Origin of the sequence: Rathayibacter sp. AY1C2 (assembly GCF_002931195.1) — a bacterium.
Lineage (GTDB): Bacteria > Actinomycetota > Actinomycetes > Actinomycetales > Microbacteriaceae > Rathayibacter.
The window spans coordinates 25,254-42,933 of the sequence record NZ_PSWG01000004.1 but is presented as its reverse complement, the minus strand read 5'-3'; the positions used below and the strand labels follow the sequence as shown (position 1 = coordinate 42,933).

The following is a 17,680-nucleotide window of genomic DNA, read 5'->3' as shown; positions in this document are numbered from 1 at the left end:
CCGCGGCTAGCCTGGGCTCGCGCGGACCCCCGCGCGCCGAGCCCGGGGAGGCCGCCATCCGCATCCTGGTCGTCGACGACGAGATCAACCTGCTCCGTGCCCTCGAGACGGGCCTGGAGGCCGAGGGCTTCGCCGTGGACACCGCCACCACCGGCACCGACGCCCTCTGGTACGCGCAGGAGGCCGACTACGCCGCCATCGTCCTCGACCTGATGCTCCCGGACGTCAGCGGCTTCCGCGTCTGCGAGCGGCTGCGCGCCGAAGAGGACTGGACCCCGATCCTGATGCTCACCGCGAAGGACGGCGACCTCGACCAGGTCGAGGCCCTAGACACCGGCGCCGACGACTACCTCACCAAGCCGTTCTCGTTCCCGGTGCTCGTCGCGCGGCTGCGCGCCCTCATCCGCCGTGGAGCCGCCGAGCGGCCCACAGTGCGCGTCGTCGGCGATCTCGTGCTGGATCCGGCGTCCCGGACCGTCGAGCGGGGCGGAGTCGCCGTGCCGCTGACCGCGCGCGAGTTCAGCGTCCTCGAGTACTTCGTCTCACGGGCGGGCGAGGTCGTCTCCAAGCGCGACGTCCTCGGAGCCGTCTGGGACTTCGACTACGACGGCGACCCGAACATCGTCGAGGTCTACGTCCGCACCCTGCGCAACAAGATCGACCGGCCCTTCGGCCGCGACACCCTCCGCACCCGGCGCGGGGCGGGCTACACGCTGGTGGCCGGGTGAGCCGCCGGAGCCTGCGGACCCGCATCACCGCGGCCGCGACCGCCGTGGTGGCCGCCGCCGCGCTCCTCGGGAGCGTGCTCTTCGTCCTGGTCCTCTCCTCCGTGCTCGCCTCGAGCGCCGCCTCCGCCGCCGACGCCGAGGCGGAGCGGGTCGCTGCGCTGGTCGAGCAGGGCGGCCCGGAGGCCGTCCGTGGCTCGGAGGGACTGGTCCAGCTCGTGGTCGACGGGCGGGTCGCCGCCGCGGGCGAGGACGCGGAGGACCTCCCTCCGCTCGCGCTGGCCGAGAGCGACGACCCGGTCACGGTCGACGTGGACGACGAGGGGCCGGTGGTGGTCGCCGCCCGCGAGCTCGACGACGACTCCCTCGTCGTGGTCGGCGTGCCCGACGAGGGCCGCGAGGAGGCGGTGTCCACGACGATCGGGCTGCTCGCGGTCGCCGTCCCGCTGCTGATCGCGCTGGTGGCGGTGGTGTGCGCCGTCGTCGTCGGCCGGGCGCTGCGCCCCGTGGAGCGGATGCGCGAGGAGGCCGAGGCGGTCACCTCCTCCGCCCTGGACCGCCGGATCGCCGCTCCCGGCTCCGGCGACGAGGTCGACCGGCTGGCGCACACCCTCAACCGGATGCTCGATCGGCTGCAGAGCGGGCAGGAGCGGCAGCGGCGCTTCGTCTCGGACGCCTCGCACGAGCTGCGCTCCCCCGTCGCGGCGCTGCGCCAGACCGCGGAGGTGGCGCTCGCGCACCCGGACCGGCTCGACTCCGCCCGGCTGGCGAGGACGGTCGCGGAGGAGTCGGTGCGGCTCGGCGGGCTGATCGAGGGCCTGCTGCTGCTCGCCCGGGCGGACGAGGCGCGCCTGGCCGTGGCGGCGGCTCCCGTGGACCTCGACGACCTCGCCCTCGGCGAGGTGCGGCGCCTGCGCGACTCCGGAGCCCGGGTCGACGCGAGCGGGATCTCGCCCGTGCAGGCGGTGGCCGACGAGGCCCTGCTCTCGCGGGCGCTGCGGAACCTGGTCGACAACGCGGTGCGGCACCGCTCCTCGCAGCTGGCGCTCTCGACCCGGATCGACGGAGCGGAGGCGGTGCTCGCGGTGGACGACGACGGGCCGGGCATCCCGGCGGCGGAGCGCGAGCGGGTGCTCGAGCGCTTCGTCCGCCTCGACGAGGGCCGGGCGCGCGACGCCGGAGGGTCGGGCCTCGGCCTGGCGATCGTCGCCGGGATCGCCCGGGCGCACGGCGGACGGGTCGTCGTCGGCGACTCGGCGCTGGGCGGCGCCCGGGTCGAGGTGCGGGTGCCGCTCGTCCGCTGAGCGGGCGCTTCAGGCCTGCTTCAGCGCCCGACCGCGAGAGTGCTGGAGGCGTCGACGAGCGGCGCCGGGACGGAGCCATCGTGCAGAAGAAGACGAAGATCATCGCCGGGATCGCCGGAGCGGTCGTGCTGATCGGAGCCGGGACGGGCATCGCCTACGCGGCGACCGACGGCTTCGAGGGATCCGACTCCCTCACCGGCAGCGACCTGGACCGCGCGAGCGAGGCCGCGCTCGCCGAGATCGGCGGCGGGACCGTCACCTCGGCCGAGCGCGACGACGACGGCGCCACCGGCTACGAGCTGGACCTGACCGACCGCGACGGCCTCGAGTACGAGGTGCGCCTCGACGACTCCTTCGCCGTCGTGTCCGTCGACCCCGACGACCGCGCCCTCCAGGCCGGCTCCGGCGACGACGGCGTGCCTGCCGGCGACCCGACCGCGGCCGCCGTTGACCCGGACGACCTCACCGGCGACGACCTCGCCCGCGCGAGCGAGGCGGCGCTGGGCGCCGTCGGCTCCGGGACCGTCACCGAGGCCGAGCGCAGCGACGACGCCGACCACGCCTTCGAGGTGGAGGTCACCCGCGAGGACGGCACGGACGTGGACGTCGAGCTCGACGCGGCGTTCGCCGTGCTCTCGACGCAGGAGTAGCGCTCTAGCGGCCGCCGGGGCCCTTCGCGGCCCCGGGCGCGGCACCGCTGCCCGCGGGGGCGCCGACGCCGGTCGCCGCACCGCGAGCGCCCGGGCCGTTGCCGCCCGCGTTGCCGTTGCCGTTGCCGTTGCCGGGAGCGTTCCCGCTGTTCCCGGGTGCGCCGCCGCTGTTCCCCGGAGCGTCCCCGCTGTTCCCCGGAGCGTCGCCGCCGTTCCCCGGAGCGTCCTCGCCGGGAGCGGCCGGGGTCTCCTCCGCGGGCTCCTCCGGCTCGGTCGGCGTCTCCTCCGGCTCCGACTCCTCGGGCGAGGGGGCGGGGTCGTCCTCGATCTCGACGGGGGCCGGCGTGTCGTCCGGCTCCTCCTCGACCGGGGTCGTCTCCTCGGGAGCCGGGGCGGTCGTCTCGGCCGGCGCCGGCTCCGGGGCTCCCGCGATCAGGGCCTCGAGGTCGCCGCGGACGACGTCGACCTGCGCCTGCACCGTCGCTGCGCGGTCGGAGCTGACCGAGCCCTCGGCGAGCGCGGCGTCGAGCGCCGACTGCAGCGAGGCGAGCTCGGTGAGAGCGCCCTGGTAGTCGTCGGCCGATGCCTTCTCGGCGACGGCCACCACCGCGTCGTCGAGGGTCTGGGCGGTGCCCTCGTCGATGCCCTGCGGCGCGGAGGAGCATCCGCTCAGCAGCAGGACCGAGGCGAGCACGGCGCCGGCGGCGCGCAGTCGGAGGCCCCTCACGAGCGGATGCTCTCGCGCAGCTGACGGAGGTGGTCGCCCAGCTCGCCGTCCACCTGCGGCAGAGGCGACTGGGGACCGTCGATCAGGATGATCGCGAGCCCGACGGCGACCGCGACCAGCGCGAGCACCAGCACGATCAGCCACGGGCTCGGGCCGCGGCGCTGCGGAGGAGCGGCCGCGGGGCGGAGCGGCGCCGGAGCGGTCTGCGGTGCCGGAGCGATCCGCTCGGTCGCGGTGAAGCGCTGCGTCGGAGCGATCGCCTCCGTGGCCGGGTTGGCGTCGGCCGCGAGCCGGCGGGTCGGATCGAGCGCCTCCGCCCGCGTGATCGGCTCGGTCTCGGCGAGCGGCTCCGTCGACATCACCTGGGTGGCGGGGACGTCGGGCACGACGATGGCCGCCGGCGGGGAGTCGCGCCGCGGATCGATCAGCCGGCGCGCCGACTCCGCCACCTGCAGCGCGGCGGGACGCTCGCCGGGCTCGCGCCGCGTCATCGCGGTCAGGAGCGAGGTCCAGCCGCTGCCGAGCGACTCCGAGACCTCGGGGTCGCGGAGCAGGCGGGCGAGCGTGACCTCGATCGCCGAACCCGTGAACGGGCGGCGACCGGTCAGCGACTCCAGGAGCACCAGGCCGAGGGAGTAGATGTCGCTCGCCGAGGTGACCGGGTCGCCGTGCGCCTGCTCGGGGCTGAGGTAGGCGGCGGTGCCGATGAGGGTGCCGGGCGCGGTGATCCGCGTCGCGTCGATGAGGGAGGCGATGCCGAAGTCGGCCAGCTTCGGGCGGAACTCGCGGCTGGTCAGCGGGCTCGGGACGAGCAGCACGTTCGACGGCTTCACGTCGCGGTGCACGACTCCGGCCGCGTGGACCGTGTGCAGGGCCTCGCCGAGGTCGCCCGCCATCGAGGCGACGTCGTTCGGCGCGACCGGGCCCTCGGCGAGCCGCTCGGACAGGCTCGGGCCCTCGGCGAGCTCCATCACCATGTAGGCCTGGCCGTTGGTGTCGTCGCCGCCGTCGTGCGCATCGTAGAGGGTGACGAGGGCGGGGTGGTTGAGGGCCGCGAGCAGCCGGATCTCGGACGCCTTGCGCTGCAGGTCCTGCGCGTCGTCGATGCCGGGGGCGAACATCTTCAGCGCGACGGAGCGGCCGAGGACGCCGTCTCGCGCCCGGTAGACCGTGGCCATGCCGCCGCGGCCGATGAGCTCCTCGATCGTGTACCGGCCGTCGACCGTCGTCCCGACGATGCGGGTGTCGCCTGTCCGGTGGGATGCCACGGGTCCTCCTCGCGGTCGGCGGCGGGTGTGCCGCGCCCCCCGGTGCGACCGTCGACCCAGGGTAGTACGTCGACCCTGCACGCCGCCCTCCCCCGGCCGGGCTGTCAAGCGGGTGCCCCCGCGCGCGCCCCGACGTAGCGTCGGAGGTCCCGACGAAAGGCGACGACATGGACCAGGACCGCACGGAGCAGGACGACCAGGGCTCGACCATCGGCAAGCCGGACGGGGCGGCGCCCGCCACCTCCTCCGAGAGCGAGACCATCGAGAAGGACATCTCGGAGTCGCCCGGCAGCGAGCGCGAGACCGAGGCCAAGCAGGACTCGGACCCGGCGGAGAGCCGCACCGAGGTCTCCGGCTCGGCCGAGGTGAAGGCCGTGCCCGGCACGGGCGGCCCGGACGACGTGGGCGACGTCGAGGTCGACCCCGACGAGGTCTCGCTGAACGGCAAGCCGTTCCCGGGTCACGCCGGCACGAAGTAGGACGCCCGGGAGGGGCGGGGCCGCGGCTCCGCCCCTCCCGTGCTCTCCGGTCCACCCACCACCGGTCGTCCGCCCTCGCCCCGAGGTTCCGCAGACCGCGCGGAGCGTCCCGCGCCTACCGAGCGAACGGCGTCAGGCGATCGGCGTCAGCAGGCCCGGGTCGCGGCGGTCGACCGTGCGGGAGTTGTTCACGCGGCGGTCGACCGGGTGGGCCGTGACGGTCGAGGCCATCGCGACGGACGCCCGGTCGAGGGTGGCGAGCATCTCCTCGGCGGAGGCGAGCGGAGCCGGGTCGAGCCAGGCGTCGCGCACGTCGGGCGTGAGGAACACGGGCATCCGGTCGTGCACCTCGCCGGAGGCGTCGCGCGCCTCGCGGGTGATGATCGTGAAGGAGACGCGCCAGTCGTCGCCCTCCTTGCGGGCCGTGTAGAGGCCGGCCGCGGCGAGGATCGGCTCCTCGCCCTGCAGGAACCAGGGCTGCTTGCCGTCGGCGCGGGTCTCCCACTCGTAGTACCCGCGCATCGGCACGATCGCGCGCTGCTTGGCGAACGCCCCGCGGAACAGGCCGTTCGTCGCGACCGACTCGAGGCGCGCGTTGATCGGCGAGGGCCCCCTGCCCTTCGACCAGGACGGGGTGAAGCCCCAGGACGCGAGCTCCAGCTCGCGCTCCCGCTCGCCGTCGTGGAGCCGCTCGCGCACGATCGGCGCGACGTCGGTGGGAGCGACGCTGTAGTCGGGCGCCCAGTCCTCGGCGCGCCCGCCCGCGGCGACGAACTCGCGGATCAGCTCATCGGTCTCGGAGTCCATCGCGAAGCGGCCGCACATGCGGGACAGGCTACGCCGCACCTCCGACGCCGCGCGAGGCGCGCGGTGCGACCACCCGGGACTTCGCGGACCAGAAGCGCATCAGCGCGCCGGCGAGGATCGAGCCCAGCGCACCTGCGGCGAGGTCGCCGAGCGTGTCCTCGTATCCGACGAAGATCGAGGAGTCGATGAAGCGGTGCCCCGCCCACTCGCCCCACTCCCACAGGACGCCCGCCGTCGTCCCGAAGCAGGCGCAGAGCACGACCGCCGGGAGCAGCGGCCCGCGATCGCCCGCGACGGCCGGCACGACTCCGGCCCGCGCGGCGACGATGTAGGCCACCGCGGCGATCAGCCCGTTGAGCACGCAGTGCACGACCAGGTCCCACTGCGGCCAGGCCTCGTAGAGGCCGAGGACGCTGCTCCAGGACGCCACGAGCAGCGCGAGCCCGAAGAGGGCGTCGAGCGCCGGACGGATGCCGAGGAAGCGCGGCAGCACCAGCCCGATCGCCGCGAGCGCGAGCACCGCCACGTCGACCAGGTCCCAGCCGATCGCGGCCGCCACGATGCTCGCCGCCCCGATCGCGCGGATGCCGTCGGCCGTCCACTCCCCGCGGGTGCGCGGGGGCTCGAGGAAGGTCTCGACGAGGGCGGAGCCGCTCACGGGCTCGTGAAGCGCAGCACGGCCTGGACCGGCTCGTGGTCGGAGGGCGCCGCTCCCCCGTAGCGGACGGCGTTGATCCCGGCGGAGACCACCTCGAACGCGCCCTCGCTGACGAGCAGCCAGTCGATCCGCTTGCCCGGCGCCGGCGCGCGGTAGTTCGAGAAGGTGCTCCACGAGTGGGTGAGGTGCTTCTCCGCCGTCTCCCACGCGTCCGCGAGGCGGCCCTCCTCGAGGATCGTCCGGTAGGGGACGGTGTCGACGTCGGTGTTGGTGTCGCCCATCACGATCGCGGGGCGTCCGAGCTCGAGGACGCGGCGAGCGATCAGCTCGGCGGAGCGCTGGCGCGAGCGCCGCGAGATGTGGTCGAAGTGGGTCGAGATCACGGTGAGCTCGCGGCTGGTCGCGTGATCGGTCAGCTCCGCGATCACGGCGGTGCGCGGGATGCGGTTGCCCCAGCTGCGCGAGCCGGCGACGTCCGGGGTGTCCGAGAGGGCGATCTGGGTCCAGTGCCGGACGGCGTAGCGGCTGCGGTCGACGAAGAGCATCACGCGCTCGCCGCCGCGGTCCGCGTCCCGGCCGAAGCCCATCGCCTCGAAGGAGGAGCCCAGCGCCTCGTGCACGGCGGCCGACTGGTCCGGCAGCGCCTCCTGCACGGCGAGGATCGAGGGGCGCTCCTGCTCCAGCACCCGCTGGACGAGCGGGCGGCGCCGGTCCCACTGGTCGACGGCGCGGGAGGTGAGGCGCGGCATGCGGCGGCGGATGTTGTAGGTCATCACGTGCAGATCAGGCGCCTCGGTCGGGCCGATCAGAGGCGTCGCGTCGGTCATCACTCCACCCTACGGGGGCGGATCGAGGTGCCACGGAGGCTTGCGGTGACCGCTCCCGGCCGCTCTACTTCGGACATGCCCCTCTCCCAGGACCTCTCCGCTCTCGCCGACGAGCGCTTCGTCTCGCTCACCACGTTCCGGAAGTCCGGGGACGCCGTCTCGACCCCGGTCTGGATCGCCCGCGACGGCGACGAGCTGATCGTCACCACTCCCCGCCGCAGCGGCAAGGTGAAGCGCCTCCGCAACGACGCGCGGGTGACCCTCGTCCCCTGCGACCGCCGCGGCCGCGTCTCCGACTACGCGGTGCCGGTCGAGGCCGCCGCGGAGATCGACGCCGACCCCGGCGAGGTGGGGCGCCTGGGCCGCGTGTTCCTGGCGAAGTACCGGCTCGAGTACCGCGTGTTCCTCCTGATCGAGGGCCTGGTCACCCGCGCCGACCGCACCCGCGTGATGCTCCGCGTCTCCGACCGCTGACCCGGCACCGCCCTACACCCCCGGAGGCTCCCGCCGGAAGGCCTGGGGGCCGCCGGACCCGGGGTCTACCGTGGGGCGATCGCCGGTGCCCCTGCGCGCTTCCCGCGCGCGCTCCGGCGGCAGTCAGAAGGAGCACGCAATGAGCATCGGAGCAGGGATCTTCCTCCTCGTCGTCGGCGCGGTCCTCGCCTTCGCGGTGGACGTGCAGGTGTCCGGGATCGACCTGAAGCTGGTCGGCTACATCCTCATGGCGGCCGGAGCGGTCGGCCTGATCCTCGGGCTGGTCCTGCTGACGCGCCGCCGCCAGGCCGTCTCGACCACGCGCTCGGCCGTCGACCCGGCCAGCGGCGAGCAGGTCACCCGCCGCTCGAGCGAGAGCGACGGCCCGCTGATCTGATCGGCGGAACGACGAAGGGCGGGACCTCGCGGTCCCGCCCTTCGTCGTTCACGGCCCTACTCGGCGGGCTCGTCCGGCTCGCCGCCGGAGACGGTGTCGGTGTCGCCGCCACCGGAGGAGGTGTCCGTCCCGGTGCCGTCGGGGAGGTCCTCGGTCTTCTCGGTGTCCTCACCCGTGGTGCGGTCGGTGCTCATGGCGCTCTCCCTTCGCGTCGGCGACCTGCCGACCCTCCCACTCTGCTCCGCCCGCGCCTCGCGGGGCAGGGGGTAGCGGAGGCGGAGGCCGGCGTGGAATGCGCCTACTCCTCGACGACGATGGTGGTGATGACCGGGTTCCGGCGGTGGCGGCGGGTCAGCCAGCGGCCGAGGGTGCGCGTGATCAGCGCCTCCATGGCCTCGAGCTCGACCGGCTTGCCCGCGGCCTGCAGGACGGCGTCGTCGATCGCCTTGCTCGCGTTGGCCTTCCAGCCCGGCTCCTCGACGAAGCCGCGGGTGAAGAACTCGACCGGCTCGCCGAGCGTGCCGCGGTCGAGGTCGGCGATGGCGAGGACCGTGATGGCCCCCTCCTCGGCGAGGACGATGCGGTCGTTCATCGCGTCCTCGGTGGCGACGCCCATCGTGGTGCCGTCGACCAGGATCTGGTCGGCCGGGATGCGCCCGCTGATGCGCGAGCGGCCCTTCACCAGGTCGATCGAGACGCCGTCCTCGATGACGAAGACGTCCTTCTCGTCGATCCCGGTGCGGGTCGCGATCGCCGCGTTCGCGGTGAGGTGGCGCCACTCGCCGTGCACGGGGAGCACCGCGGTGGGGCGGAGGATGTTGTAGCAGTAGGCGAGCTCGCCCGCGCTGGCGTGACCCGAGACGTGCACCTTGGCGTTGCCCTTGTGCACGACGGTGGCGCCCCAGCGGGTGAAGGCGTTGATGATCCGGTAGATCGCGTTCTCGTTGCCGGGGATCAGCGAGCTGGCCAGCAGCACGGTGTCGCCGGGGCCGATGTCGATGATGTGGTCCTTGTTGGCCATGCGCGAGAGCGCCGCCATCGGCTCGCCCTGCGAACCGGTGCAGATCATCACGATCTCGGTCGCGGGGAGCTTCTCGAGCACCTTCATATCGACGACGAGGCCGGCCGGGATCTTGAGGTAGCCCAGGTCGGCGGCGATGCCCATGTTGCGGACCATCGAGCGGCCGACGAAGGCGACCTTGCGGCCGTGGCGCTGCGCGGCGTCGAGGACCTGCTGGATGCGGTGCACGTGGCTCGCGAAGCTGGACACGACGATGCGGCGCGGCGCGGTGCGGAACACCTGGTCGATCGCGGGGGCGAGGTCGCCCTCCGAGATCGCGAAGCCGGGGACGTCGGCGTTCGTGGAGTCGACCAGGAACAGGTCGACTCCCTCGTCGCCGAGGCGCGCGAAGCCGGGGAGGTCGGTGGTGCGCCCGTCGAGCGGGAACTGGTCCATCTTGAAGTCGCCCGTGTGCAGCACGAGGCCGGCCTCGGTGCGGATCGCGACGGCGAGCCCGTCCGGGATGGAGTGGTTCACGGCGAGGAACTCGAGGTCGAAGACGCCGGCGTCGATCCGGTCGCCCTCCTTCACCGGGCGCGTGCGCGGCGTGATGCGGTGCTCCTGCAGCTTCGCGCTGATCAGCGCGAGGGTGAAGGTCGAGGCGATGATCGGGATGTCGCCGCGCTCCTTGAGGAGGTACGGCACGCCGCCGATGTGGTCCTCGTGGCCGTGGGTGAGGACGATGGCCTCGATGTCCTTCAGGCGCGAGCGGATCGCGGCGAAGTCGGGGAGGATCACGTCGATGCCGGGCTGGTTCTCCTCGGGGAAGAGGACGCCGCAGTCGACGATGAGCAGCTTGCCCTTGTGCTCGAAGACGGTCATGTTGCGGCCGATCTCGCCGAGGCCGCCGAGCGGGGTGATCCGCATGGCGCCCTTCTCGAGGGGCTTGGGCTTGGGGAGCTCGAGGTGGTGGCGGGCGGGCTTGGCGGTTCTGGCGTTTCTCATGCGGTTCTTCCGGGAGGGAGTGGCTGGACGCGGGCGCGCGGCGCAGGGTCCGACCGCGCGCCCGGTCGGGCCGCGGTGATGTGTCGCTCCGGCGCTGTGAGCGCTGTCGGGAGCGGGTGGAGGTGTGCGGGACGGGGCCGGGCGGGGCCGCTCTCAGCGGGCGGTGCCGTCCGTGCGGCGCGCTCTCGCGCACCGACCGTCCCGTACATCCTGCCAGCGTTCCCTGGGTCGCGGGTCCAGGAGGCGGGATCCGGGCCTCGCAGGCGCTCAGGCGCGCGCGTCCTCGACCTCTCGCCGACCCACCGCGTCCTGGCGGCTGCGGAGGAGCTGGCGGCCTGGCGCGCGTGACGGGCGCCGTTCGATGGCTTTACTGCGCTTCACTCGATCTGGATAAAGCACAGTAAGACTCCTGAACCGGCCCGTATGGATGCCGTCGACAATCCCTACACGCCGAATGCGGGAGCGCGACCGGGGATCCTCATCGGCAGAGACGAGCAGACCCAGGCGTTCCGCACCCTGCTGACGCGCCTGCGACGGGGCCGCACGAACCAGTCGATGATCATCACGGGGCTGCGGGGCGTCGGAAAGACGGTCCTTCTCAACGGCTTCCGGACGATCGCCCAGGAGGAGAACGGGGAAGTGATCGAGTTCGAGGCGGTCAAGCACGACGAGGGCCGGTTCCGCCAGGTGCTGGCATCCCAGCTCAAGGCGGCACTCCTCCGCCTGTCCCCCCGCGCGAGATGGACCGACCGCGGGAGGCACGCCGCCGCGGTCTTGAGCGCCTTCGCGGTGTCTGTCGGAGCGGACGGCGAGTGGTCCATCGGATGGGATGTACCGCCGGCAGAAGGAGTGGCCGATCATCGGGATCTCGGACTGGACCTGACGGACGTCCTCGTCGCTGTGGGTGAAGCGGCGGCCGAACAGGGCGAGGGGATCGTCCTGCTCATCGACGAGGTCCAGTACCTCGACTCACCGCAGCTCGAAGCGCTCATCCAAGCCATCCACAAGACCGTGCAGCGGAGCCTCCCCGTCACATTCGTCGGTGCCGGTCTTCCGCAGATCGCCGAGCTGGTGGGCGATGCGAGATCGTACGCCGAGCGGCTCTTCACCTTTCCGCGGATCGACTCGCTCGATCACGACGAAGCGGTAGCGGCTCTCCGAGAGCCGGCAGCGGCCGAGGGCGCGGTCTACGACGACGACGCTGTTGAACTCGTAGTCGAGATCACGACCGGATACCCCTCTTTCATCCAGGAACTGGGCTACCAGGTCTGGACGGTGGCTGAGAACGATCGCATCCACCGGGAGGACGTCGAACTGGCGAGGGAGGCCTACGAGGCGAAGCTGGACAGCTCCCTCTTCCGCGTGCGACTCGATCGGGCGAGTCCACTTCAGACCGCGTACATGCGAGCCATGGCGGAGCTCGGACCAGAGCCCCAGAAAGCGGGCGACGTCGCGGCGCTTCTGGAGCGCGCGTCCACTCAGCTCGGATCGGTCCGCGCGGAGCTGATCGGGATGGGGCTCCTGTTCACTCCCGAGCACGGGTACGCCGCGTTCACTGTTCCGGACTTCGACCGGTTCATGAAGCGTGCAGTCCCCGTCTTGGAGGTGCCTCCCGTCGTGAGCCGGGGAGCCCGTCGAGCACCCGCCACCGAGGTCTGAGCCAGGCCGCACCCGTTCACGGCCGCCCGGCGTCAGGACTCGTCGGCCTCGAAGCGCAGGGACCGGTCGGCCACCGGCAGCCCGGAGTCGCGCACGGCGGCCTCGATCGCGGCGTGCCCGCCGTCGGGCGCGACGATCCGCAGGCCGTCCTCGGTCGCCCAGTAGGCGGTGACGCCGTGCTCCTCGACGAGGGTCGTGAGCAGCGCGGCGGTCCGCTCCTGCTCGCCGGGACCGACGGTGATCGCGGCCCAGGGACCGGAGATCTCGACCGGGGCGCCCCGCTCCGCGCCCGCAGCGTCCCGCAGGTCCTCCGCCGCCCGGACGATCGGGAGCAGCGCGGGCAACCCGCCGGAGACGTCCTCGAAGGAGTCGAGGGCGAAGGACCCCTCGCGGAGCGACGCGTGCAGCTCCAGGTCGCGGCCGAGCCCGTCGATCCGCTCGAGCAGGGCCGACGCGTCGACAGCGGGAGCGGGGCACGCGGCGGTCGGCTCCTCCGCGCCCGCGAAGGAGAGGGTGTTCCCGCCTGCGGACGTCGCCCGGAACGACCACAGCACCGGATCCGCGTACTCGGTCGCACAGGCCGTCGCGAGGGCGTCGGCGAGCGCCGGCTCCTCGACCGCGACCCCGACCCAGGAGGTCGGCGGGCCGAACGCCGGCGCCTCGACCCAGCGCTCGGCGCCATCGAGGGAGACTCCGGGCACCGCGGCGACCTCGCTCGTCAGACGGTCGAAGCCGGCGTCGGGCCGTGCGAACGGCGTCTCGTCGATCGTCCAGACGAGGAGCGTCAGCCCGCCGGCGGCGAGGGCCGCGGCGAGGACGCCGGCGACGGGGAGGAGGAGGCGACGGGACACGCCCCCATCCTCGCTCCCCTCCTCCGCGGCGTCACGTGGACATCGGGTGAACGGACGGTGCGCCGGCGTCGACGGCTCCCGCCTCGATCGAGCGCATCATCCGGGTGTTCACGGGCGACGGGTGGACCGAGTCGACGCGGACGCCGGTGCCCGCGACCTCGAGGGCCGCGCTCCTGGTGAGCCCGGCGACCCCGCGCTTCGAGGCGACGGAGGGGCTGAGGCCCGGGGCGCCGTCGAGCCCGGCGACGGAGGAGGTGTTGATCACGCTGCCCCGCCCCTGCTCGATCATCCGCGGCAGCACGGAACGGAGCCGGTGCCGACCCGCTCCCAGCACGCTGGGCGGCGGCCGGCCGCCTGCCACGGGGGTCGACCTCCGCGGGGGGCAGGGGTTACCGGCGCAGTCCCGAGACGAGCGCGAGGAGCCCGTCCATCGACTCGACGACGAGGGGCGGGAGGTCGCCGCGCTCGGCGACGAAGGCGACCGCGAGCACGCCCGCTCCGGACGCGTCCGACTGCTCCCGCTCCGGCACAAGGCCCAGCGCGCGGGCCGCCGTCTCCGCTTGACTGGGGGCGACGCGCCGACCCTCGGCGCACCCGGGAGGCGACATGGCGAACCACCGTTTCGAGCTGCGGTCCGGCCGCGGGATGGGCGTCTCGGCGGCGGGCGATCCCGTCGCCGACCGGCTGGTGGTGTTCTGCCACCCCACTCCCGGAGCGGGCGGCTTCGACCCCGACCCGACCGTCACCGGTCCGTGGGGTCTGCACCTGCTGATCCTCGACCGCCCCGGCTACGGCGCCTCGGACCCGGTCGACGCCGCTCACGGCCGCGTCGAGGACCGCGCGGACGACCTCGCCGAGTACCTGCGCCGCTCCGAGCGCACCGCCCGCATGGTCGAGGGCGCCCGCTTCGGCAGCGTCGGCGTGGTCGGCTGGGGCTCCGGCGGCGCGTTCGCGCTCTCGCTCGCGGCCCGGCACCCCGACCTCGTGGACCGCCTCGCGCTGGTCGGCACCCCCGCGCCCCCGCAGGCCGGCGTGATCGTGCACCCCACCAGCGCGTGGGAGCGGCGCGAGACCCTCCGCGGGGAGGACGCCGACGCGATCGCCGCCGCCCTCCCGCAGACGCAGCCGGGCCTGGACGCGCTCGGGATCGACTCCGACGACCCGGTGCTCGCCACCCACGGCGGACTGCGCAACCGGCTGGAGCGGATGCTCGCCGAGGGCTGGCGGCAGGGCCCGAGCGGCGCCGCGACCGATCTCGCGGCGCTCCGCGACGGCTCCTGGGCCGACGACCTCGACCGGGTGACCGCCGAGACGCTCCTGGTCCACGGCGACGCGGACCCGGTGGCGAGCGCCGAGGACGGCCGCTGGTACCGCGGCCGCCTCGCCCGGGCCCGCACCGTGACGGTCGACGGAGCCGGCCGGCTGGCGCTGGTGCGTGAGTGGCGCCGGATCCTCGACCACGTCGCTCCGCTCGAGCGCGGGGCGGAGGGCCGATGAGCGGCCTGGGCGCGGGCCCGCTCGTGCTCGTGTCGGCGATGGCGGTCTCGGGAGTCGTGCACCTGGTGCACCCGCGGACCTTCGACGCGGTGGTCCCGCGAGGGATGCCCGGCTCGGCGCGCGGATGGGTCCTCGTCTCGGGAGCGGCGGAGCTGGTCTGCGCGGCCGCGACGCTGCACCCGCGGACCCGCGCGGTCGGCGGTCTCGCCTCCGCCACCCTGATGGCCGCCGTCCTCCCCGGCAACGTGCAGATGGCGCGGGACGCCCGTCGGCCGCGGACCCGGGTGATCACGCTGCTGCGCCTCCCGCTCCAGATCCCGCTCGTGCTCTGGGGTCTTCAGGCGGCACGCAGCCGCTGACGCAAGCCCGCGCGGGCGCGGATCGCCCGCTGCTACCGTCCAGGCATGACCGACCAGAGCGCGGACGACCGCCACGACCAGCTGACGAGCGCCCCGAAGGCGACGGAGGCCGACGCGGCCCCGCGCATCGAGGTCTCCACCACCGAGGCCGGCGACACCCGCATCGACATCCGCGAGGACGCCGCCGTGCGACCGGGCCGTGTCGACGAGAACGGCGACGAGCTCGACGAGAGCCGCGACGATGCCTGAGCGCCGCCGCGCCGCCCTCGTCTACAACCCCGTCAAGGTCGACCTGGAGTCCGTGAAGGCCGCGGTGAAGCGCGCCGAGGAGGCCGCCGGCTGGGAGGAGACGCTCTGGTACGAGACCTCCGTCGAGGACCCCGGAGCCGGTCAGACGAAGGAGGCCCTCGCCGCGGGCGCCGACGTCGTGATCGCGGCCGGCGGCGACGGGACGGTCCGCGTCGTGGCGGAGGCCCTCCGCGGCTCCGACGCCTCGCTCGCGCTGCTGCCCTCCGGCACCGGCAACCTGCTCGCCCGCAACCTGAACCTCACGCTCGACGACATCGACAACTCCCTGACCGTCGCGTTCTCCGGACAGGACCGGGCGATCGACCTCGGGATGATCGACATCGAGACCTCCACGGGCCGCGACCGCCACGCCTACGTCGTGATGGCGGGCCTCGGGATCGACGCGAAGATGCTCGCCAACACCGACGACGACCTCAAGAAGCGGGCCGGCTGGCTCGCCTACGTGGACGCGCTGCGGAAGGCCCTGCTCGACAAGAACCAGCTCGAGTTCCGCTACCGCCTCGACGGCTCGAGGACCCGCAAGGTGCGCGCGCACACGATCATCGTGGGCAACTGCGGCGCCCTGCCGGCGAACATCCTCCTGCTGCCGGACGCGGCCGTCGACGACGGCGAGTTCGACATCGTCCTGCTGCGCCCCGAGGGCTTCTTCGGCTGGGTGCAGATCATCTTCAAGGTGGTGTGGGAGAACGGCGTGCTCCGCCGCAGCGGCGTCGTCGGCAAGAAGCTGATGGGCCTGACCAAGGAGGTGTCGGCCCTGCGGTACGTGAAGGGCCGCGACCTCACGGTCCGCCTCGAGCACGCGCAGGAGATCGAGCTCGACGGCGACCCGTTCGGCTCGACCTCGGCGTTCCGCACCTGGATCGAGCCCGGCGGGCTGACGGTGCGCGTCCCGGCGTAGCGCCGGCGGCGGCCGGGCGGATCCGCCCGGTCCGCCTCCCGCCGGGAGAGAGGATCGTCATCCCTCCCGGCGGAGGCGTCTGCTCCGAGCAGGGCGGTGCAGTGCGGCTTCGGGTACCGCACCCCATGCACCTGCATGAACACGGCGACTGTAGTGCGGAATCCGTCGCCGCCGCAACGATCCGCGGGGCTCCGGCGGCTCGAATGGGTAATTCCACCGTGCGATGCTCCGTGACCGCGACGGATTCCGCAGCTGACTCGCCCCGGCAGGAGCGTGGTCGCCCGTCCGTCGATCGACGGGGCTTCTCCTCGGCACGGTGCCGACACGCGCACGAAACGCCCGCCCGCTAGCGTGCGGACATGACATTCCGTGCGTCAGCCGCGCTCAGCGCGCTTGTGGCCTCCTCCCTCCTCCTCGCACCCGCCGCCATCGCCTCCCCCGCCGCCCGCGCGGGCGCCGTCGACGGGGGCACCAGCGCCGGCGATCCCTACTTCCCCGGCCTCGGCAGCAGCGGCTTCGACGCCCTCACCTACAGCCTCGTCCTGAAGTACGATCCGGCGACCCGGGCCCTCGGCGGCAGGGCCGTGGTCACCCTCGCGCCCCAGAAGGACCTGCGCTCGCTCTCCTTCGACCTGACCGGGCTCACCGTCTCGAAGGTCACCGTCAACGCCGGGGGCGCCCGGTTCTCGCAATCGGGGGACGAGCTGACCGTCACGCCCGCGCGGACCCTCCGGAAGGGCCTGCCCGCACTGGTGAGCATCGACTACGCCGGGACCACCGGGAACCCCGTCGACGGCACCGGGGCCCCCTTCGGCTGGTGGTCGACGGACGACGGCGCCCTGGTCGCCAGCGAGCCGGACGGCGCCTCGACCTGGTACCCCGTCAACGACTCGCCCGCCGACAAGGCGCGCTACACCTTCAGCATCACGGTCCCGGAGGGCCGGACGGTGGTCGCGAACGGCCTGCCGGTCGGCTCCCCCACCACGTCGAAGGGGTGGACGACCTCCCGCTGGGTCGAGACCAGCCCGATGGCGAGCTACCTCGCCATGGTGAACATCGGCGACTACGACCTGGTCCGCTCCACCCAGGGCGGCGTGACGACCATCGACGCGATCGACCGGGACATCACCGGCGACACCCGCGCCCGCACCGAGGCGGCCCTCGCGAAGCAGGGCGCGATCATCGACTACTTCTCCTCCGTCTTCGGCCCGTACCCGTTCCGCTCGGCCGGAGCCGTGGTCGACGACGAGCGGATCGGCTACGCCCTCGAGACCCAGGGCCGCTCGTTCTACTCCGGCGGCGCGGACGAGTCGACCGTCGCGCACGAGACCGCGCACCAGTGGTACGGCGACAGCGTCACGCCGGAGACCTGGTCCGACATCTGGCTGAACGAGGGCTTCGCGACCTACGCCGAGTGGCTCTGGGAGGAGCACACCGGCGGCGCGAGCGTCACCGAGTCCGCCGCCCGGGTCGCCGCCGCTCCCGCCGACGACCCGTTCTGGTCGACCGCCGTCGCCGACCCCGGAGCCGCGGGCCTCTTCGACGCGCCCGTCTACGCCCGCGGCGGCCTGACGCTCGTCGCCCTCCGCGACCGGATCGGCGCGGACGCGTTCGGCGTGCTGCTGAAGCGCTGGGCCTCCGAGAACCGCTACTCGAACGCGACGACCGCCGACTTCCAGGCCCTGGCCGAGAACGTCTCCGGCTCCGACCTGGCGGACTTCTTCGACGCCTGGCTGCGCACGCCGGAGAAGCCCGCCGGTCTCTGACCCCCGCATCGCCGCGGCGC

22 protein-coding genes are annotated in these 17,680 nt (G+C 73.7%); 12 read left to right on the top strand and 10 right to left on the bottom strand.

Features of this window, described 5'->3' with window-relative positions; genetic code table 11:
- Positions 1 to 56 precede the first annotated feature (56 nt).
- From C5C55_RS04560 to C5C55_RS04550, 3 genes are all read left to right on the top strand, one after another.
- The gene (locus tag C5C55_RS04560) at positions 57 to 728 is read left to right on the top strand and encodes a response regulator transcription factor (RefSeq protein ID WP_104233165.1); all 672 of its coding nucleotides are present in this window, start codon (positions 57 to 59) and stop codon (positions 726 to 728) included.
- Complete coding sequence (locus C5C55_RS04555) at positions 725 to 2,029, top strand: ATP-binding protein (RefSeq protein WP_258065387.1); 1,305 nt, start codon at positions 725 to 727, stop codon at positions 2,027 to 2,029. The genes C5C55_RS04560 and C5C55_RS04555 overlap by 4 nt, the downstream gene beginning before the upstream one ends.
- An 80-nt stretch (positions 2,030 to 2,109) precedes the next feature.
- Entirely contained in the window at positions 2,110 to 2,679 is a 570-nt protein-coding gene (locus C5C55_RS04550) for a PepSY domain-containing protein (RefSeq protein ID WP_104233065.1), read from the top strand.
- 4 nt (positions 2,680 to 2,683) lie between these two features.
- Here the strand turns inward: C5C55_RS04550 and C5C55_RS04545 are convergent, their stop codons facing one another.
- Both C5C55_RS04545 and C5C55_RS04540 read right to left on the bottom strand, forming a co-directional pair.
- Entirely contained in the window at positions 2,684 to 3,406 is a 723-nt protein-coding gene (locus C5C55_RS04545) for a hypothetical protein (RefSeq protein ID WP_104233064.1), read from the bottom strand.
- Entirely contained in the window at positions 3,403 to 4,674 is a 1,272-nt protein-coding gene (locus tag C5C55_RS04540) for a serine/threonine-protein kinase (RefSeq protein ID WP_104233063.1), read from the bottom strand. Before C5C55_RS04540 ends, C5C55_RS04545 begins: the two co-directional genes overlap by 4 nt.
- A gap of 167 nt (positions 4,675 to 4,841) precedes the next feature.
- On the opposite strand from C5C55_RS04540, the gene C5C55_RS04535 reads away from it, so the two are divergent.
- Positions 4,842 to 5,153, top strand: coding sequence for a hypothetical protein (locus C5C55_RS04535; protein ID WP_104222919.1), 312 nt, complete (start codon positions 4,842 to 4,844; stop codon positions 5,151 to 5,153).
- Between the two features lie 132 nt (positions 5,154 to 5,285).
- Here the strand turns inward: C5C55_RS04535 and C5C55_RS04530 are convergent, their stop codons facing one another.
- Genes C5C55_RS04530 through C5C55_RS04520 form a run of 3 tightly spaced genes read right to left on the bottom strand, consistent with a single transcriptional unit; the run spans position 5,286 to position 7,445 of the window.
- Positions 5,286 to 5,978: an SOS response-associated peptidase gene (locus C5C55_RS04530; protein WP_104233062.1), complete on the bottom strand. Its 693-nt coding sequence runs from the start codon at positions 5,976 to 5,978 to the stop codon at positions 5,286 to 5,288.
- A 10-nt stretch (positions 5,979 to 5,988) separates the two neighbouring features.
- On the bottom strand, positions 5,989 to 6,618 hold the full coding sequence (locus C5C55_RS04525; RefSeq protein ID WP_104233061.1) for a hypothetical protein: 630 nt from the start codon (positions 6,616 to 6,618) through the stop codon (positions 5,989 to 5,991).
- Complete coding sequence (locus C5C55_RS04520; RefSeq protein WP_104233060.1) at positions 6,615 to 7,445, bottom strand: endonuclease/exonuclease/phosphatase family protein; 831 nt, start codon at positions 7,443 to 7,445, stop codon at positions 6,615 to 6,617. The genes C5C55_RS04525 and C5C55_RS04520 overlap by 4 nt, the downstream gene beginning before the upstream one ends.
- A 75-nt stretch (positions 7,446 to 7,520) precedes the next feature.
- On the opposite strand from C5C55_RS04520, the gene C5C55_RS04515 reads away from it, so the two are divergent.
- The gene (locus tag C5C55_RS04515; RefSeq protein WP_104233059.1) at positions 7,521 to 7,919 is read left to right on the top strand and encodes a PPOX class F420-dependent oxidoreductase; all 399 of its coding nucleotides are present in this window, start codon (positions 7,521 to 7,523) and stop codon (positions 7,917 to 7,919) included.
- A gap of 139 nt (positions 7,920 to 8,058) precedes the next feature.
- On the top strand, positions 8,059 to 8,316 hold the full coding sequence (locus tag C5C55_RS04510; protein ID WP_104222924.1) for a DUF6458 family protein: 258 nt from the start codon (positions 8,059 to 8,061) through the stop codon (positions 8,314 to 8,316).
- Between the two features lie 56 nt (positions 8,317 to 8,372).
- On the opposite strand, the gene C5C55_RS16485 is transcribed toward C5C55_RS04510, so the two are convergent.
- Both C5C55_RS16485 and C5C55_RS04505 read right to left on the bottom strand, forming a co-directional pair.
- Positions 8,373 to 8,510, bottom strand: coding sequence for a hypothetical protein (locus tag C5C55_RS16485; RefSeq protein ID WP_159940924.1), 138 nt, complete (start codon positions 8,508 to 8,510; stop codon positions 8,373 to 8,375).
- Between the two features lie 104 nt (positions 8,511 to 8,614).
- On the bottom strand, positions 8,615 to 10,321 hold the full coding sequence (locus C5C55_RS04505; protein ID WP_104222925.1) for a ribonuclease J: 1,707 nt from the start codon (positions 10,319 to 10,321) through the stop codon (positions 8,615 to 8,617).
- A 423-nt stretch (positions 10,322 to 10,744) separates the two neighbouring features.
- On the opposite strand from C5C55_RS04505, the gene C5C55_RS04500 reads away from it, so the two are divergent.
- Positions 10,745 to 11,980, top strand: a complete 1,236-nt coding sequence (locus C5C55_RS04500) for an AAA family ATPase (protein ID WP_104233058.1) — start codon at positions 10,745 to 10,747, stop codon at positions 11,978 to 11,980.
- Positions 11,981 to 12,012: 32 nt separating this feature from the next.
- On the opposite strand, the gene C5C55_RS04495 is transcribed toward C5C55_RS04500, so the two are convergent.
- The 3 genes from C5C55_RS04495 to C5C55_RS16275 form a co-directional block, all read right to left on the bottom strand.
- Positions 12,013 to 12,831: a hypothetical protein gene (locus C5C55_RS04495; RefSeq protein ID WP_104233057.1), complete on the bottom strand. Its 819-nt coding sequence runs from the start codon at positions 12,829 to 12,831 to the stop codon at positions 12,013 to 12,015.
- Positions 12,832 to 12,862: 31 nt separating this feature from the next.
- Entirely contained in the window at positions 12,863 to 13,132 is a 270-nt protein-coding gene (locus C5C55_RS04490; RefSeq protein ID WP_258072502.1) for an SDR family NAD(P)-dependent oxidoreductase, read from the bottom strand.
- Between the two features lie 88 nt (positions 13,133 to 13,220).
- The gene (locus C5C55_RS16275) at positions 13,221 to 13,439 is read right to left on the bottom strand and encodes a hypothetical protein (protein WP_146078495.1); all 219 of its coding nucleotides are present in this window, start codon (positions 13,437 to 13,439) and stop codon (positions 13,221 to 13,223) included.
- On the opposite strand from C5C55_RS16275, the gene C5C55_RS04485 reads away from it, so the two are divergent.
- From C5C55_RS04485 to C5C55_RS16270, 5 genes are all read left to right on the top strand, one after another.
- Entirely contained in the window at positions 13,438 to 14,328 is an 891-nt protein-coding gene (locus C5C55_RS04485) for an alpha/beta fold hydrolase (RefSeq protein WP_104222928.1), read from the top strand. The two genes, C5C55_RS16275 and C5C55_RS04485, sit on opposite strands and share 2 nt — an antisense overlap.
- Positions 14,325 to 14,687, top strand: coding sequence for a hypothetical protein (locus C5C55_RS04480; RefSeq protein ID WP_181067772.1), 363 nt, complete (start codon positions 14,325 to 14,327; stop codon positions 14,685 to 14,687). The genes C5C55_RS04485 and C5C55_RS04480 overlap by 4 nt, the downstream gene beginning before the upstream one ends.
- Positions 14,688 to 14,732: 45 nt before the next feature.
- On the top strand, positions 14,733 to 14,936 hold the full coding sequence (locus tag C5C55_RS04475; RefSeq protein ID WP_104222930.1) for a multidrug transporter: 204 nt from the start codon (positions 14,733 to 14,735) through the stop codon (positions 14,934 to 14,936).
- A complete protein-coding gene (locus C5C55_RS04470; protein WP_104233056.1) occupies positions 14,929 to 15,894 on the top strand; it encodes a diacylglycerol kinase family protein in 966 nt (321 codons plus the stop codon). Before C5C55_RS04475 ends, C5C55_RS04470 begins: the two co-directional genes overlap by 8 nt.
- Positions 15,895 to 16,253: 359 nt before the next feature.
- Positions 16,254 to 17,660: a M1 family metallopeptidase gene (locus C5C55_RS16270; protein WP_104256475.1), complete on the top strand. Its 1,407-nt coding sequence runs from the start codon at positions 16,254 to 16,256 to the stop codon at positions 17,658 to 17,660.
- Positions 17,661 to 17,680: the final 20 nt, after the last annotated feature.

Excerpts from the sequence above, each read along its gene's own strand:
- C5C55_RS04535 (WP_104222919.1), top strand. The coding sequence starts at position 4,842 with ATGGACCAGGACCGCACGGAGCAGGACGACCAGGGCTCGACCATCGGC.
- C5C55_RS04530 (WP_104233062.1), bottom strand. The coding sequence starts at position 5,978 with ATGTGCGGCCGCTTCGCGATGGACTCCGAGACCGATGAGCTGATCCGC.
- C5C55_RS04520 (WP_104233060.1), bottom strand. The coding sequence starts at position 7,445 with ATGACCGACGCGACGCCTCTGATCGGCCCGACCGAGGCGCCTGATCTG.
- C5C55_RS04515 (WP_104233059.1), top strand. The coding sequence starts at position 7,521 with ATGCCCCTCTCCCAGGACCTCTCCGCTCTCGCCGACGAGCGCTTCGTC.
- C5C55_RS04510 (WP_104222924.1), top strand. The coding sequence starts at position 8,059 with ATGAGCATCGGAGCAGGGATCTTCCTCCTCGTCGTCGGCGCGGTCCTC.
- C5C55_RS16485 (WP_159940924.1), bottom strand. The coding sequence starts at position 8,510 with ATGAGCACCGACCGCACCACGGGTGAGGACACCGAGAAGACCGAGGAC.
- C5C55_RS04505 (WP_104222925.1), bottom strand. The coding sequence starts at position 10,321 with ATGAGAAACGCCAGAACCGCCAAGCCCGCCCGCCACCACCTCGAGCTC.
- C5C55_RS04500 (WP_104233058.1), top strand. The coding sequence starts at position 10,745 with ATGGATGCCGTCGACAATCCCTACACGCCGAATGCGGGAGCGCGACCG.
- C5C55_RS04485 (WP_104222928.1), top strand. The coding sequence starts at position 13,438 with ATGGCGAACCACCGTTTCGAGCTGCGGTCCGGCCGCGGGATGGGCGTC.
- C5C55_RS16275 (WP_146078495.1), bottom strand. The coding sequence starts at position 13,439 with ATGTCGCCTCCCGGGTGCGCCGAGGGTCGGCGCGTCGCCCCCAGTCAA.
- C5C55_RS04480 (WP_181067772.1), top strand. The coding sequence starts at position 14,325 with ATGAGCGGCCTGGGCGCGGGCCCGCTCGTGCTCGTGTCGGCGATGGCG.
- C5C55_RS04475 (WP_104222930.1), top strand. The coding sequence starts at position 14,733 with ATGACCGACCAGAGCGCGGACGACCGCCACGACCAGCTGACGAGCGCC.
- C5C55_RS04470 (WP_104233056.1), top strand. The coding sequence starts at position 14,929 with ATGCCTGAGCGCCGCCGCGCCGCCCTCGTCTACAACCCCGTCAAGGTC.
- C5C55_RS16270 (WP_104256475.1), top strand. The coding sequence starts at position 16,254 with ATGACATTCCGTGCGTCAGCCGCGCTCAGCGCGCTTGTGGCCTCCTCC.